6 protein-coding genes are annotated in these 16,229 nt (G+C 67.5%); 3 read left to right on the top strand and 3 right to left on the bottom strand.

The window, feature by feature from the left end; genetic code table 11:
- Positions 1-3 precede the first annotated feature (3 nt).
- On the bottom strand, positions 4-783 hold the full coding sequence (locus tag HAV40_RS23350; RefSeq protein ID WP_239087059.1) for a GntR family transcriptional regulator: 780 nt from the start codon (positions 781-783) through the stop codon (positions 4-6).
- Between the two features lie 141 nt (positions 784-924).
- Here HAV40_RS23350 and HAV40_RS23355 point away from each other — a divergent pair, with 141 nt between their 5' ends.
- Both HAV40_RS23355 and HAV40_RS23360 read left to right on the top strand, forming a co-directional pair.
- The gene (locus HAV40_RS23355) at positions 925-2,049 is read left to right on the top strand and encodes a M20 family metallopeptidase (protein ID WP_203672223.1); all 1,125 of its coding nucleotides are present in this window, start codon (positions 925-927) and stop codon (positions 2,047-2,049) included.
- 94 nt (positions 2,050-2,143) lie between these two features.
- The gene (locus HAV40_RS23360; protein ID WP_166384723.1) at positions 2,144-3,718 is read left to right on the top strand and encodes a hypothetical protein; all 1,575 of its coding nucleotides are present in this window, start codon (positions 2,144-2,146) and stop codon (positions 3,716-3,718) included.
- Between the two features lie 43 nt (positions 3,719-3,761).
- On the opposite strand, the gene HAV40_RS23365 is transcribed toward HAV40_RS23360, so the two are convergent.
- Together HAV40_RS23365 and HAV40_RS23370 are read right to left on the bottom strand one after the other, a co-directional pair.
- Positions 3,762-4,154 (bottom strand): VOC family protein, encoded by a 393-nt coding sequence (locus tag HAV40_RS23365; protein WP_166384725.1) that lies wholly within the window; start codon positions 4,152-4,154, stop codon positions 3,762-3,764.
- A 159-nt stretch (positions 4,155-4,313) separates the two neighbouring features.
- A complete protein-coding gene (locus HAV40_RS23370) occupies positions 4,314-8,705 on the bottom strand; it encodes a LamG-like jellyroll fold domain-containing protein (RefSeq protein ID WP_166384728.1) in 4,392 nt (1,463 codons plus the stop codon).
- 641 nt (positions 8,706-9,346) lie between these two features.
- Between HAV40_RS23370 and HAV40_RS23375 the strand changes: the two genes are divergently transcribed.
- Positions 9,347-16,222: a polymorphic toxin-type HINT domain-containing protein gene (locus HAV40_RS23375; RefSeq protein ID WP_166384730.1), complete on the top strand. Its 6,876-nt coding sequence runs from the start codon at positions 9,347-9,349 to the stop codon at positions 16,220-16,222.
- Positions 16,223-16,229: the final 7 nt, after the last annotated feature.

The following is a 16,229-nucleotide window of genomic DNA, read 5'->3' on the forward strand; positions in this document are numbered from 1 at the left end:
CGCTCAGCCGGCGGGTTCCCCCTGCCAGTGCCGCTCGAAGACGATCTTGTGTCGGTCGCCGGGCAGCACGTTGACGGTGCACTGCACCGGCGTACCGGCCGCGGTGTAGCCGGTGTCGTAGTGCGCCGCGACCGGGGTGCCGGGGCCGAGGCTGAGGCGGTGGATCTCCTCGGGCGTCGGCATCCGGATGAAGATCTCGTCGATCGCCCGGTCCTGCCGGTAGCCGAGGTCGGCCAGCACCTGGTCGGTGCCGCGCGGCAGGTACGCCGGGGACATGATCTCCGAGTCCTTGACCAGCTCGATGGGGAAGTGCGAGTCGTTGATGTTGACCGGCTCGCCGTTGATGAACCTGACCCGGCGGCGCGCCACCACGGTCTCCCCGGCCGCGATGCCCAGCCGCTCCGCGAGATCGGGCGCGGCCTGCACCAGTGACACCTCGATCGCCTGGTGCGGGGTGCGGCCCTCGTCGACGATCTGCTGCGAGAACCGGTCCATCTCGGGCGAGGCCGGGCGGGGTCGGGACTTCTCCTGCGGCCGGTAGACCATGTGCTCGCGGCGGCGTACGAAGTAGCCGTGCGGCCGCCGCGCGACGATCAGCCCCTCGGTGACCAGGATGCCGAGCCCGGTGCGCACGGTCTGGCGCACCACGCCGAACCGGTCGGCGATCTCGTGCTCGGTCGGCAGCCGGTCCTCGGGCCGTAGTTCCCCCGACATGATCTGACTGCGGTACGCAGCCGCGATGCGCTGGTACGCGGGCATCCCCGCACTCCGGACCGTCTCCACGTGCCCTGCCTTCCCGAGGTTCGCACCCGACCGCATCGATGTCTTGACAACCGATCCAAGACCACTGCACCATCATACGCAACATCTACATTGTCTAGTCAATGTAGATGTTCTTGCCGAACTGCGCTCGGAGGGAATCCCATGTCAGACCTCGCGCCCGTCGACCCCACCCTGGCCGCTCTGCGGACCCGCCTGCCCCGCCTGGTCGAGGACCTCGCCGAGCTGGTCGCCGTCGAGTCGCCCTTCGAGACCCCCCGTGCCACGGCCGCCAGCGCGGACGCGGTGACCGCCCTGGGCAGCCGCCTGCTGGGCAGCGCCCCCGAGCGCCACGGCGCCCACCTCGTCTGGAGCCACGGCCCGACCCGGGTGCTGCTGGTCGGCCACCACGACACCGTCTGGCCGGTCGGCACCCTGGCCCGCTGGCCGTTCCAGGTCGACGGCGACCGCGCCACCGGGCCGGGCTGCTTCGACATGAAGGCCGGACTGGTCCAGCTGTTCCACGCGCTGACCACGCTGCCCTCCCTCGACGGGGTCACCGTCGTGGTCAACGGCGACGAGGAGGTCGGCTCGCCCGACTCCCGGGTGCTCATCGAGCGGGCGGCCCGTGGCGCGCGGGCCGCGCTGATCTGCGAGCCCAGCGCCGACGGCGCGCTCAAGACCGCCCGCAAGGGCATCGCCCGCTACCGCCTGGAGATCGCGGGCCGGGCCGCCCACGCGGGGCTGGACCCGGGCCGGGGCGTCAACGCCGGGGTCGAGCTCGCCCACCAGATCCTGGCGGTGGCCGGGCTCGGCGACGGCGACACCACGGTGACCCCGACGGTGCTGTCCGGTGGCAGCACCGACAACACCGTCCCGGCGGCCGCCGGAGTGGCCGTCGACGTGCGCGCCTTCCACCAGGCCGAGTTCGAGCGGGTGGACCGGGCCATGCAGGGACTGCGTCCCGTACTGGCGGGCAGCCGGGTGACCGTGCACGGCGGCGTACACCGGCCCGCGCTGCCGCCGACCGCCTCGGCCCGGCTGTACGGGCTGGCCCGGACGGTGGCCGCGGAACTGGGCCTGGCCCCGCTCGCCGGGGTCGCGGTCGGCGGGGCGTCCGACGGCAACCTGACCGCCGGATACGGCATCCCCACCCTGGACGGCCTCGGCCCGGTCGGCGGCAACGCCCACGCCGAGGGCGAATGGGTCGACCTGCCCGCGATGGCCGAGCGAGCCGCGCTGCTCGCCGCACTCGTCGATCGGGTGCTGCGTACCCGGGCGTGGGCGTAGACGCCACGACGCCCGTTCGCGGGCGGGCCGGAGAACCGGCCCGCCCGCCCTCAAGCCCGCCAGCCTCCTACGAGCCGAATCCGGGAGCAGACCCGTGTGGACCCCCACCCCGGGCAACCAGCCCACGCAGTACGTCAAGATGCCCGCGGCGCAGCGGCTGTTCCTGCAGCGATGGATCGAGATGACCTCGCCGGAGGTCGACTTCCGCTGGCGGCTGCGGCCGGTCTCAGACGGCCTGCTGCGCCGGGAACTCGCCGCCGTGGAGACCACCGGCGCGGACAAACGGCGGCTCAACGGCAGCACCCTGTACGCGGCGCTGCTCGACGACGAGTGGCGGCACACGCCGCAGGTCATGCTCGGACGGCTGGCCGCCGAACAGGTGCAGGCCGACCCGCTCGGCAGCGCGGAACAGATGGCGCACGGCCTGATCCTGGCCGGATACAGCCCGCAGACCCTGCTCGGCGCGCAGCGCGTCCTGCTCAACGGGCAGCGGCTGCAGGACCAGCTCGACGAGCTGCACCGCTGGCACGCCGAGCGGACCGCCGCCCGCACCTTCCGGCTCGCGGTCCCGGTCACCCGCGGCGGCACCATGATCAAGAGCTATGGCTGGTCGCAGCCGTACTTCGACAACCTGGGGCCGGTGTTCCAGCAGCTCGTCACCGCCGCCGAGACCGCCGGACACGCCGCGCGCACCCCCCGTTACCTGGTCGCCGAGGTGACCGCGAACGACCCCACCGCCGCCGCGATGACCTTCCTGGAGCACTACGACCGCTACCGGCTCCAGCTCCGGCCGCCGCACCGGCCGGTGAACATCGGCCGCGACATCGTCGTCGTGCACGACGAGTACCCGGCCCCCCAGGGCCGCACGGTGCGCTTCCCGATGCCGCCGCGCTACGCCTACGACCAGCCCGAGGCCGTCGACGGCAGGATGACCCAGCGCGTGCTGGCCGCCGCCGAGACCGACCCGCGCATCCACACGCTGCTGCTGCAGTACCTGATGGCCCTGCGCGAGCTGGAGCGCGGCTCGGTCCGCGACGCCTTCCAGGCGCTGCTGCCGCTGCTCGACGTCGGCTTCGAGTGCGACGAGGGCCCGTGGGCGCAGCGCACCGCGTTCGCGCGCACGATCGAGATCGCCGCGATCCTGCTCGCCGCGCAGACTCCCCGCGCACTGTTCCGGCACCTGCAGCAGTACCTGCGCCGCCCCTGCCCGGTCAACGCCAAGGGCGCCCGCGGGCCGTGGGCCACCGGCGACGACGCCGCCGACCTCGCGCTGCTCACCGGGCCGCGGTGGCACGAGCTGGCGGCGGCGTACGCGTGGAACGGGCTGTTCCTGCAGCGCCGGGCGGAGCTGCTGGCGCTGGTCACCGACCCGCGCCCGGCGGTGCCCCGGATCCGCCGCACGGCCCGCTGGGACATGGCCCGCGCGGTGCGCGCCCGGCATGCCTTCGCCCACCGGGGCGAGCCGATGACCGACGCGTACGGCCTGTCCGTGGCCCTGGAGGCGGCCTACCTGTGCCTGGTCGCGCGCTGCGCGGCGGTCGAACGCGGCATCGGCTTCGCCGAGCTGGTGACCCGGCTCGACGCGGCCACGGCCGACGATCCCGCCCCGCTGAACTGGCCGCTACTGGTCGCCGAGGGCGAGTGGGCGCTGGCCCGCTGCGCCGGCTGACACCACGTCGCCTCTGGGCCGGCGTTGAGCCGACGGGGCCAGCTCAGGCGGATGCGGCACGTTCGGCCAGGCTGCGCTCGACGCAGAATTCGTTGCCTTCGGGATCGGCCATGACGACGAAGCCACGGCCGTCGGGCTGACGGTGATCATCCACCACGGACGCCCCCATCCCGACCAGTAGTTCGACCTCCTGGTCGCGGCTACGGTCGATCGGCTGGACATCGAGGTGCATGCGGTTCTTCAAGGTCTTGTGTTCGGGAACGTTGACGAACAGCAGACCGGGTGAGCCGTCACCGGGGCCGATCCAGCAATGGGTGTGGTGCGGCTCGTTGGGGTCGTCGGAGGCTTCCTGCCATCCGGTGACCCGGGTCCACCAGAGTGACTGGGCGTAGGCGTCGTGGGCGTCAACGGTGATGTTGTGAATCTTCACGGTCATGCGGACTGTGTAGCCGACGAACGCTTCGTGATCAAGCGACATACGGCGGCCCGACGACCGCAGCGACCGCGAGGCCCGCTGTGCGGAGAAGGACGAGCCCGCCCCGGAGGTCCGGGGCGGGCTCGTCAGAGTCGGCGGCGCAGGGCCACCGTCACCACGTCAGGACCGCGCCGCAGCGAGGTCCGTGATCTCGGTCGCCGCCAGTTCGTGGTTCCATACCCGCACGTCGTCGATCTGGCCGTCCAGGTACTCCGCCCGCGCGCCCGACACCCTGGCGGCGCCCATGATCAGCGCGCCCGCGTAACCCGACGTGCTGCCCGTCGCCGTGCCCGCCAGCACCCCGTTGACGTACAGGCGTGTCTCGCCCGCAGCCGCGTCGTACACCCCCACCAGATGCGTCCACACACCTACCTGGGCACTCTGCGTCGACGCCGCCGTGTACGCCGTGAAGGTGGTGGAATTCGGGTTGGACAGGACGGTGAAGTTCCACTTGCCATTGGCGTTGAGCTTCAGGGAGAACCCGCTGTTGGTGGAGCCCTCCTGGGCGACCACGGTCTGCGCGCGGGCCCCCACGTCGAGTTTCACCCATGCCGACACGGTGTAGGGGCTCGCACTGGTGTAGAGCGGCGGACCGGTGACGGAGGCGAACTGGCTGGTGCCGTTCAGGGTCAGCACACCCCCACCGACGACCCCGCCACCGGTGATCTTCGCGTTCGCGCCGTTGCCGGTGGCATCGGCCAGGAGCGTGCCACCGCTGTCGTTCATCGCCCACGCCGCACGCGACACGGACTGCAGATCCGCCAGCTCCCGCAGGTAGTACGACTGCCCGAGGTAACCGGGAGCCTGGCAGGTGTCCTGCACCGCGGGTGCGGCCGCGGCCATGCTCGCGGCCTGGACGGCGATGCACCGGCTCGCGGTGGTGTTCGACACCATCCGCACCGTGATGTCGGTCGGCTTCGGGTCTGCCGGGTCGTTGGTGAACCCGCCCACGTACTCGACCTGGAACGTCTCCTGCGACATGCCGGTCGAACACGTCTTCTGGATCACCGGCCCGCCCGCGGCGATGACGTCGTAGATCAGGCACTTGGACGGGATGTGCTGCGGGTGCAGCCGGACATGGCCCGCTCCGCGCTGCTCCAGCACGAACCGCTGGTCGAGCAGGTTGCGGGCGCAGGGCTGCTGCACGAGCGCGGTGCCGTCGATCGGGCTGCCGTTGACGGCCAGGCACATCCCCGAATGCTTGGCGACCAGCTGGTAGTGGCTGACGCCGTTCGATGTGACGCTGCCGACGCCCGCCTTGCCGAGCGAGCCCTGCCACTTGAGCACGGGAGTGGCCAGTCCGGTGCCGGTGGAGGTGAACTGCCACATCCGCTGCTGCTGCAGGCCGCAGCACTTGTACGAGATGATCAGGTCCTCCCGGCCGTCCGCGCTGAGGTCCCGCATCGCCAGTTCCATCCACGGCCCGCACCAGAACTGCCCGGTGGCCCCGGTCGCGAACTGCTCGACGCGCGACTCCAACGTCCAGGTGCCGGTCGGCGAGGACTGCTGGGGCGTGAACGTGTAGACGCCCATCTGGCAGGCGCCGATGTCGTACACCGCGACGACGCCGTCGAAGTCGTCGTTCCCGGTCGCATACCTGCCGACGGTGAACTTGAACTTCGCGGCGCACCAGCTCCCCGTGCCGTTCGAGTCCCAGACCTGCTGCCCGGCCGTGAACGAGGCGTTCTCGTTCCAGTGCATGAAGGCTCCGGTCCGGCAGGAACCGAGTTCGATGAACTCCATCACGTCGACGCCCGGCTCGGTGTCGAACTGGCCGATCACCAGCTGGCCGTTGGCGAGGTTGGAGGTGGCGTTCGCGGCCATCCAGTCGACCGGGTCGGCGAAGAGGACCTCGTCGTCGTGCGGGTCGTCGTCGTCGGTGGGGTCGGACGGGTCGTCGTGGCTGTCGACCGAGGCCAGCATGACCTTGATGTTCCAGCTCGTGGTGCTGTTGGCGTACCCGAAGACGAGGTCGTCCCTGCCGTCGGCGTCGACGTCACCCGCCAGCACCTTCATGTTGGCCAGATTGAGGGCCATCGTCTTCACCTGCGTATCGGCAAGCATGTCGGCGTAGGGCACGTTGCCCCGCGACCACAGCAGCGACACGTCGGTGCGGTTGGTGCTGATCGACTTGAAGACCGCGAAGTCGGTCTTGCCGTCGCCGTCGAAGTCACCTTGGACCGTGTCGGAGTTGGCATCGGTGTAACTGTTGCTGATCATCAGCGCCACCGGCTCGCGCAGGGAACCATCGGGCTTGCCGGGGTACGTGTAGAACATGCCCTCGCCGTTGCCCAGGTCCCGGAACCCTGCCTGATCCGGCACCCCGTCACCGTCGACATCGTCCCGCACATGCGGCACCGGGTCCGGCGCGGGCGACTCCGGGTCGAAATAGACCTGCACGGAGGCCGTGCGGGAGTTGCCGTTGCCCGCGTACGCACGGACGTAGAGGGTCGTGTCCCCGACCGGGGCGTTGTGCCCGTCGACCTCCCACGGCATGACGGACACCGTGGCGGTGCCGTCCAGCCCCGCCGGGATGCTGGCGCTGCTGTCGCCGATCCGGTCGGCGCTGAAGCCGTAGCTGTAGCGCACCACCTCACCGCCGTCGGCCGCATCGGGTCGCAGCGTCAGCACGTTGCTGCGGCCAAACTTGAGCAGGTGGTACACCTCGCCGTCGACGTCGAGGGTCGGAATGCCGTCGATGAGCGGAACGCCGTCGAGTGCGGTGGTGTCGTACTGGATCTCGCAGGACGGGCTCCAGGCGGAGTAGTCGACGACCGCTCCGGCCGAGGTCAGGTCGGCGGCGCGGACCCGGTAGGCGTAGATCGTGTTCTGCTGTAGTGCCTGGGCGGCTGACAGCCGCACCTTGCTGATGCTGTCGCGGGCACCGTTGGTCGACTCGATCAGTGGCCAGGTGGCCCCGCCCGCCGGGGTGATCTCGACCTGGAGCCGGACGTTCTGTGCGTCGAGGTCGCCGATGTGGGCGGAGAACTCCGGTGTCGGAGTCTTGAGGTACAGGCGCTGGCCGGTGCCGCTGCGGCAGGTCGGGTCGAGGTCCACCTTGACCTGGGAGACGGTCGGCAGGCGGTTGTAGTTGAGCTTGATGTGGGGGCGGCGGGTGCCCTCGTAGGAGTCGAACTTCTTCCACGAGCCCAGGTCCCAGTTCTCCGACTGGATCATGATGCTGGCAGAGCTGCCGCCGCTGTTGAACGTGTCGTCCAGGGCCGCGGCGACATCGACGTCGACCCAGCCCGCAGCGCAGCTGCTGCTCCAGCCCTTGGCGTCGGAGGAATCCCCGGCGGCTTCGAGCACGGCCGGTTCGTTGCCCCACTGGACCGAGCTGGTGACGTGTGCGGTGCGTTTGGCCAGCCATTTGGTGGCGGTGCAGTTGTGGGAGTGGGTCTCCCACAGGTTCAGCATCGCCGAGTAGATCTTTGCGTTCTTGTACGCGGTGAGGCCGTCGAAGCGCAGGTAGCTGCGGGCATAGCACTGGCAGCCGTCGTTGGTGTAGCCGACCTTGAGCTCGTCTTTGGTGGAGTTGTCGGAGACGTCGATGGTGTTCTGGACGAACTCGTCGAACCCGACGGTGACGTCGACGTCGATGCCCGGGTCGACGACCACCGGGTACTTAGTGGCGGGGTCGCTAAGCCAGGTGGTGTCGGGGCGCAGGCGCATGTCATGGCCTACGGTCTCGCCGCGCTGCTGGACGGCGGCGACGTCGACGTTCACCTTGGCTTGGCGTTTGCGGTCGCCTCGGCCGTCGAGGCCCTGGTTGTCCCACATGAGGGCGACGGGCATCCGTGCGGCGATCTTGCCGTCGGCCTTGCGGAACTCCCCGGAGCCGTCGGTCTTGCCGGCGAAGGTGGTGGCGCCGGTGCGCAGCGGGGTGCGCAGTGTGGCGACGCGGGTGGCGGCGGTGCGGTCCTTGACGATGTAGAACTGTTCGAAGCCGGTGGTGCGGGCTTCGATGACCAGGTCGATGCCGGGCGCTACTTCGGGGTAGGTGGCCTTGGGTCCGTCGAGGACGGGTTCGGGCAGGGTGCCGGTCCAGCCGAAGCCGAGCTTCTCGCCGTGGGCGTTGAGGGTGGCGAGGTCGTGTTCGCCTGCGGTCTTGGCTCCGGCGATGACCAGGTCGTGGGGGTGGACCTTGGGGCCGACGGTGCCGTCGGGGCGGCGGACGAGGGTGAAGTCGTAGTCGAGCCATTTGCCGTCGCGCTTCAGGCGGACCGGGCCGGTGTGGATCTCGGCGGTCTCGGTGCCGTCGGGCTCGGCCCATACCCTGGTGGTCTCGGTGGTCAGGGCAGGGATCTGCACCGACTTGCCGGTCTGCTTCGCCGCCTTGCGCGCGGCGAGGATGCTCGCGGACGCCGGATCGGCAACAGCGGGTGCGGCTGGCTTCTGCGGTGCCGATGCGGCGACTGCCGGTGACACGGCCGACAGTGTCAGGCCTGCGAGCATCACCGCGGTGACCGCGACGGCTCTTCTGGCCTGGCTCCCCCGTGATCTGTGGGACATGAAACCTCTTCCTGGATATTGATGGTGGCAGGAGGCTAGGGCCGGGAAGCGGGTCATGTCTACGGCAGGGTGAGCGAGTGAGTGCATTGCCACTGCAACCTGCCGAGACATGCTCTTTCGTCGATGGCACAAGCCTGGTCGTATGGGTCGTCATCTGTGCAATATGTAGGCTCAACAGTCCAGGCGCCTAGGGATCGCGGGTATGCGCAGAGGTGATACCGCGTCGCACGAGAGTCTTGACGGGTCCGCCGGACGGCCCTACGGTCATCGCCAACGACCATGGTTCACGGGGGACGGTAGGTCATGAAACGAGTGCTTGCGGCGGTCTGTGCCCGAAATCGGGTGACTGTGTACGCATCCCGATACGGCGCTGGCCGTCCGGCCATTACGGAGCGAGAACGCTCCCGGCTCGGCTCGATGACGGCGGCTTGTTAGGCGAGAGCACGCTTCTCGGTAATCCACCGTCTTTCTGACATCTCTGTCTTTTGTGCACGGCATCGCGCGGCGGTGTCGTGCTGCCTGTGTCTGCCATGGGCCCGGTTTCCCCACCACCTCTCGGAGGAGCTGTGCAACATCTGTTAGCGCGGCGTAGGCCTAGACCGCGTTTGGCGCGGTTGGCTTTCGCCGTACCGTTTTTGATGATGTCGTCGTTGGCTGTGGCGTTGCCCGCGGCGGCGGCGCCGAACCCTGACGACATCCCTCAGGTGGAGAAGTCGGTCCCGGCCAGTTGGACACCGAAGTCGGTGGCCGCTGGTCCGACCAATGCTGAGAAGCTGGCGGTGAAGGGCCGCCCGCAGGTTTCATGGCCCGCGCCGGGTTCGGCGACGGTGGTGTTGCCGTCTGCTGCGCGGGCGGCTGGTGCGTCGGGTGCGGCTGGTGGCCGGGTCAAGGCTGGGGCCTTGCCGGTCACTGTGGGTGGCCCGAGTGCTGCGGTGTCGAAGGGCTTGGCAGGTGCCGCCGCTTCGGCTGGTGTGCCGGGCAGTGTGTCGGTGTCGCTGCTGGACAAGGCGTCGTTGCCGGTGTCGGCGCGTGACGGTCTGGTGTTCCGTCTGGGCCGTGGTGACGGTGGTGTGGGTGCGTCGCGGGTGTCGGTGCAGGTCGACTACCGGGGCTTCCGTGAGGCCTACGGTGCGGACTGGGCGACCCGGCTGCGGCTGGTGTCGCTGCCCGCCTGTGCGCTGACCACGCCCGAGCGGGCCGAGTGCCAGGGCAAGCCCCTACCGGGTGTCAACGACACCGCCGCCGGTAACGTGACCGCCGATGTGGCGGTCACCGGGTCGACGGTGTCGGCCCTGGACCGGACCGAGGCTGCGGGCGGTTCCCTGGTCGCGTCGGGTGGTTCGCTAGTGGCGCTCGCTGCCGGTGCGGACGGTGAGGGCGGTAGCTACTCCAGTTCGCCGTTGTCGGCGTCGGCGACGTGGCAGTCGGGTAGCAACACCGGTGACTTCTCGTGGTCGTACGGGTTGCGGGTGCCGCCGTCGCTGGGCGGGCCGTCGCCGTCGATCTCGTTCGGGTACTCGGCCGGTGCGGTGGACGGCCGGACCAGTTCTGCGAACTCGCAGCCCTCGGCGATCGGTGAGGGCTTCGACTACTGGCCGGGTTATGTCGAGCGTAAGTACAAGGACTGCCAGTCTGATGGCTGGGCGACCTATGACCAGTGCTGGCTGAGCGACAACGCGACGATCTCGCTGAACGGCCGGGCCAGTGAGCTGGTCAAGGACGACACCACTGGGGTGTGGAAGTTCCGTAACGACGACGGTTCGAAGATCGAGCGGCTGCTCGGTGCGAACAATGGTGACAAGAACCGTGACGGTACGACCGAGGGTGAGTACTGGAAGGTCACCACGACCGACGGTACGCAGTACTTCTTCGGTCTGCACAAGCTGTCGGCCCTGCCGGCGAACGCGGGTGTGACCGGGATGGCGGGTGCGCCGGACTCGAATTCGGCGTGGACGGTGCCGGTGGTTGGTAACAACACCGGTGAGCCGTGCTTTTTGACGCATCCGTCGACGTCGGTGTGTGACCAGGCGTGGCGGTGGAACCTGGACTATGTCGTGGATGTGCACGGCAACGCCCTGGCGTATTTCTACAATCCGGAGACCAACCGGTACCACAACATCACCGTGGGTGGTCCGCGGTCGTATACCCGTGGTGGCACGGTCGACCGGATCGAGTACGGGCTGCGGGCGGGGCAGACGTGGACGGCTACGGCGGCTCCGTCGCGGGTGAAGTTCACCAATGTCGAGCGGTGTGTGCCGGGTTCGTCGTGTGTGAAGCCGGCCGACTACCGCGATGTGCCGTGGGATCAGGAGTGCCTGGTCGGGGCGTGTGACGACTACGCGCCGACGTTCTGGTCGTCCAAGCGCCTGTCGAAGGTGACCACGCAGGTCATCCGCTCCGGTGCCTACGATGATGTGGACTCGTGGACGCTGACCCACAGCTTCCCCGCGACCGGTGACAGCATCGGCACGCCTGTTCTTTGGTTGAACCAGATCCAGCAGACGGGTCACCTGGGCACGACGGATGCGGTGATGCCGCCGGTGGTCTTCGACGGCATGTCGATGATCAACCGGGTGACGTCGGCGTCGGGCAATCAGGTCCGTAAGTGGCGGATGAACAACATCAAGAACGAGTCCGGTGGCGCGGTGGTGATCACCTACAAGCCGCTGGACTGCACGATCACGACGCTACCGGCCAGTCCGCAGACCAACACCAAGCGGTGTATGCCGGTGTGGTGGACCCCGCCGGGTGGTTCGATCGGCCTGTACTGGTTCCACAAGTATGTGATCGCCCAGATCGACGAGCAGGACGGCCACGGCATCGGCACGTCCACCACCACCAGCTACGACTATGTCGGCAACGCCGCGTGGCGTTACGCCGAGGACGACGGGTTGACGATCCCGGAGCAGAAGACGTGGTCGCAGTGGCGCGGCTACGGCGCCGTGGAGACCCGCTCCGGCATCACCGCCGAAGGCCGGACCCTTGAAGTGACCCGTTTCTACCGGGGCATGGACGGCGACCGTAACCACCCGACCAACGCCACGTCCTACCGGCCGCAGTCGGAGACCGACATCACCGACGGTCTCGGCGGGGTCGTCCGCGACCTCGACGAGTTGGCCGGACAGCCCCGCGAGCGGATCTCCTACGACTCCGACCTGGCCACGAAGACCGTTCTGAACCGGTCGATCTCGGATGGCTGGGTGTCGGCTGCGACGGCGACGTCGACGCACCCGTGGGCGACGGTCAAGGCGACCCGGTCCGGGATGAACAACACCCTGGTCCGCTCAGTGATCAAGGGCGGTGAACGCGACAACCAGGTCGTCAAGACGTTCGACGCCCAGGGTCAGGTCACCCTGATGGAGGACCAGGGCGACAAGAACGTCCCAGGCGACGAGGAGTGCACCCGCCTCACCTACGCACCCAACCCCACCAAGAACATCCAGGGACTCACGTCCCGCGTCGAGAAGTACGCCCTGGCATGTGCGAACATCCCCGTCCTCAATCCGACCACGGGCGTTCCGGTCACCGAGATCGCCAACCAGGACCTGCTGATCTCCGATGAGCGGACCCGCTACGACGGCGCGGCAACCTGGTCTCCCAACCAGGTCCCGACCCAGGGCGTGGTCACGGCGGTCGAAGCTATCGACACATGGTCACCGACCGGACGCACCTACGTCACGGTCACCAAGAGCGAGGTCGACGCCTACGGCCGGGGTCTGAAGACCTGGGACGAGGCCGGCAAGATGTCGGAGACCGTCTACACCCCCACCACCGGCGGACCAGTCACTGCCGTGGAGAACTACAACCCGCTGCGACACAAGACCCGCACCGAGTTCGAGGTCGGCAACGGCCAGCCCACCGCACAGATCGACGCCAACGGCCTGCGCACCGACATCGTCTACGACGGCCTCGGCCGGATGAAGCAGGCATGGCTGCCCGGCCGGACCAAGGGCGTCGACCTGCCCAGCTCCGAATACGACTACACGGTGCGCAAATCCGGCACGTCCAACCAGATCAACGCCGTCACCACTCGCGGTCTCCGCCCCAACGGCGGCTACAACGTCAGTGTCGAGTTGTACGACGGCATGATGCGACCGGTGCAGACCCAGATCGCCGCACCCGGCGGCGGACGCACCATCGTCAACACCTACTACAACTCCCGCGGACAGGTCGTCAAACAAGACAACCCGTTCTACAACACCGCATCCCCGACCGTCGACTACCACCCCGCCACCGGCGCCACGACAGTCACCACCGAATACGACAGCGCGGGCCGGCGCACCGCGGAGGTCTACCGCGTCGGCGGCACCGAGCAGTGGCGCACCCGCGCCCTCTATGACGGCGACGAGATCGTCACCCTCCCCGCCGCCGGCCAATCCCCGACCCGCGTCAAATTCGACGCCCACGGCCGGGCCAAGGAGTTCTACGAGTACAGCACCGCAAGCCACACCGGCCCGGCGGTCAAGACCACCTACGAGTTCAACAAGCGCAGTCAGATGACCGCGGTCAAGGACTCCAACAACAACACCTGGACCTACAAGTACGACCTCCGCGGCCGCATGTATGAGCAAACCGACCCCGACAAGGGCACGAGCAAGCTCAACTACAACTCGTACAGCGATCTGATCTCGACCGAAAGTAACGGGAAAAAGATCTTCTACGAGTACGACGATCTCGGCCGCGTCATCCGCACCCGCCAGGACGCCAACAACGGTGTCGTCTTGACGGAGATGAACTACGACACCCTCGGTGCCGGCCTGCTCGCCTCCGCCACCAGGTTCGTCAATGGTGCGGCCTATAAGACCGAAGTCCTGGATGTCGACGAATACTTCCGCCCGCTGGAAACCGCTGTCACGATCCCGGCGACGGAAGGCCTACTAGCCGGCACTTACCAGTACAAGGCCACTTTCAACGCGGACGGATCAGTCGCGACGACGACGCTGCCGCAGGTCGGCGATCTGGGCGAGGAAATCCTCAACCACGGCTACACGCCTGAAGGCATGCCGCTTACCCTCACATCGGGTTTGGGCACCTACGTCAATACGGCTCAGTACAGCCCGTTCGGCGAGGTCACGAAGATCACCCTCGGGCTCAACCCGAGCCGGGTGAACCTCAACTTCGTCTACCAGGAAGGCACCCGCCGCCTGGACAACACCTCCGTCACCCGCGACGGACTCATCGGCAACGTCGCCAAGACCGTCTACACCTGGGACGCCACCGGCAACCTCGCCAAGACCGTCGACACCGGCTCCGGCCAGACCAGCGACACCCAGTGCTTCAACTACGACGGACTCCGCCGGTTGAAGCAGGCCTGGACCCCCACCAGCGGAGACTGCGCCACCGCCGTCTCCAACGCAGCCATGGGCGGACCAGCCAAGTACTGGACCAACTGGGAGTACGACAACTACGGCAACCGCACCAAGCAGGTCGAACACGACACCCCGACCGGCGACATCACCACCGACTACACCTACCCGCTACCCGGCCAGGGCAGCCCGCACAAACTCCTCCAGACCAAGATCAGCGACAACACCGGCATCCACACCTTCGACTGGGAACACGACGCATCCGGCAACGTCGAAAGCAGGCCCACCCCATCCGGAAACCAGGAACTGCACTGGAACGCCGAGGGCCGGTTGGAGGAGGTCGTCGAGGATGGCGACACCACCACCTACATCTACGATGCCGCAGGTAATCGACTACTTCGCAGGGAGAGCGGAACCACTACCCTTTACCTGCCCGACACCGAACTGAAGCTCACCGGCACGGCCAAGAATGCCACCCGGTACTACAGTTTCGCCGGACAGGTAATCGCCATCCGGACCGGCAACAGCCTGCAATGGGCGTGCGGCAACAACCAAGGCACCACCAATCTGCTCATCAACGCCGCCAATACGACCACCGTGCAGCGCCGCCGCTTCACGCCTTTCGGCGAGGAACGGACCACACCTGGCACTTGGGCCGGCGATCGGGGGTTCCTCGGCGGTGCCAAGGACGGCACTGGTCTGACTCATCTCGGCGCCCGTGAGTACGACCCAGACACCGGCCGGTTCGTCTCCGTCGACCCGATCGTCGATCAGGGCGACTCCCAGCAGATGAACGGCTACGCCTACTCCAACAACAACCCCACCACCTTCTCCGACCCCTCGGGACTGAAACACATCCCCGACGACCCCGGATCGCCACCAAACGACGGCGACGGCCAGGGGACCGAGACCGGCGACGGGGAGATCACCCTCCCACCCGACCTGCAGGCCATGCTCGACGAAGCCCGCAAACTGCAGAAGATGTCGCTACTCGACATCATCCTGCAAGCCGGCGGCGACATCCTCATGGAACTGCTCGGCATCAACGACATCAAGGACTGCTTCGGCAAGGGCGACATCATCGCCTGCGTATCCATCGTCGCCAACGTCATCCCCTGGGCAAAACTCTTCAAACTCCCCAAGATCGTCAAAGCCATCGAACGCGCATGGTCAGCAGTCCAGATGTTCTGGGAGAAGCTGCGCTGGGCCAAACGGATCATGGCCCAGGTCGACGAGTTCACCCAGCTCGCCCGCAAGGCGGCGAAAGACGCAGCGGAAGCTGCGGCAACCCGGGCGCGGAACGCGAAGAAGGCCGCCGACGCCGCCGCAAAGGAAGCAAAGGAGAAAGCACAGGCCGCAGCCCGGAAAGCTGCGGAAAAACTGAAGAACAAGGCTAAGGATGCGGGTGAGACCTGCGCCAAGATGAGCTTCCTGCCCGGCACGCTGGTACTGATGTCCGATGGCTCGAGTAAGCCCATCGAGCGTGTCGAGGCTGGCGACGAGGTGCTGGCCACTGATCCCGACACCGGCGAGACGGCGCACAAACCGGTCGCTACCAAGCGCACAAGCGAAGGTGACAAAATCCTAGTCGACGTCAAGATCGACATTGATGGCGACGCTGGAGGCGAAACTTCGACGATCTCCTCCACGGATAATCACCCATGGTGGTTGCCGGACCGGGGCGAGTGGCTCAGCAGCCTCGAACTCAAACCGGGTGACGCGCTGCTGACCCCCGACGGCTCTCGCGTGCGTATTGCCGGGGTCAGTGTCTACAGCGCTCGGGCAGAAGTTCACAACCTCACGATCACCGACATCCACACGTACTACGTTGTGGTGGATGACGAGTCCGTACTCGTACACAACTGCAATAGCAGGAGACTCGGCAAGAACCTCCGAGGAATCGGCGAAAAGAAGCCTGCCGGAGTAAGCGCTCAAGCTCACCACATCGTGCCGTGCGGCAGCAAGCTGGCATTGCCGGCACAGAAGATCCTTGCCAAGCACGGCATTGACATCAACTCGCCCGTAAACGGGGTATGGATGAGCCAGAAGGGACATGCGGCAACATTCCGCAGGACCTATTATGACTGGGTGAACGACGAAATAACGGACGCCGATCTCGCGGGGGGTAAGCAGGGCGTCCTAGATTTCCTGGCTGACCTGAAGAAAACACTGCACGACGTCGACCAAGTTGCCCATACGGAATTCTACTGAGAGTGGC

Origin of the sequence: Catellatospora methionotrophica (genome assembly GCF_011297335.1) — a bacterium.
GTDB lineage: Bacteria > Actinomycetota > Actinomycetes > Mycobacteriales > Micromonosporaceae > Catellatospora > Catellatospora methionotrophica.

Bases quoted from the DNA above. Each gene is read 5' to 3' on its own strand.
- HAV40_RS23370 (WP_166384728.1), bottom strand. From the start codon at position 8,705: ATGTCCCACAGATCACGGGGGAGCCAGGCCAGAAGAGCCGTCGCGGTC.
- HAV40_RS23375 (WP_166384730.1), top strand. From the start codon at position 9,347: ATGTCGTCGTTGGCTGTGGCGTTGCCCGCGGCGGCGGCGCCGAACCCT.
- HAV40_RS23365 (WP_166384725.1), bottom strand. From the start codon at position 4,154: ATGACCGTGAAGATTCACAACATCACCGTTGACGCCCACGACGCCTAC.
- HAV40_RS23355 (WP_203672223.1), top strand. From the start codon at position 925: ATGTCAGACCTCGCGCCCGTCGACCCCACCCTGGCCGCTCTGCGGACC.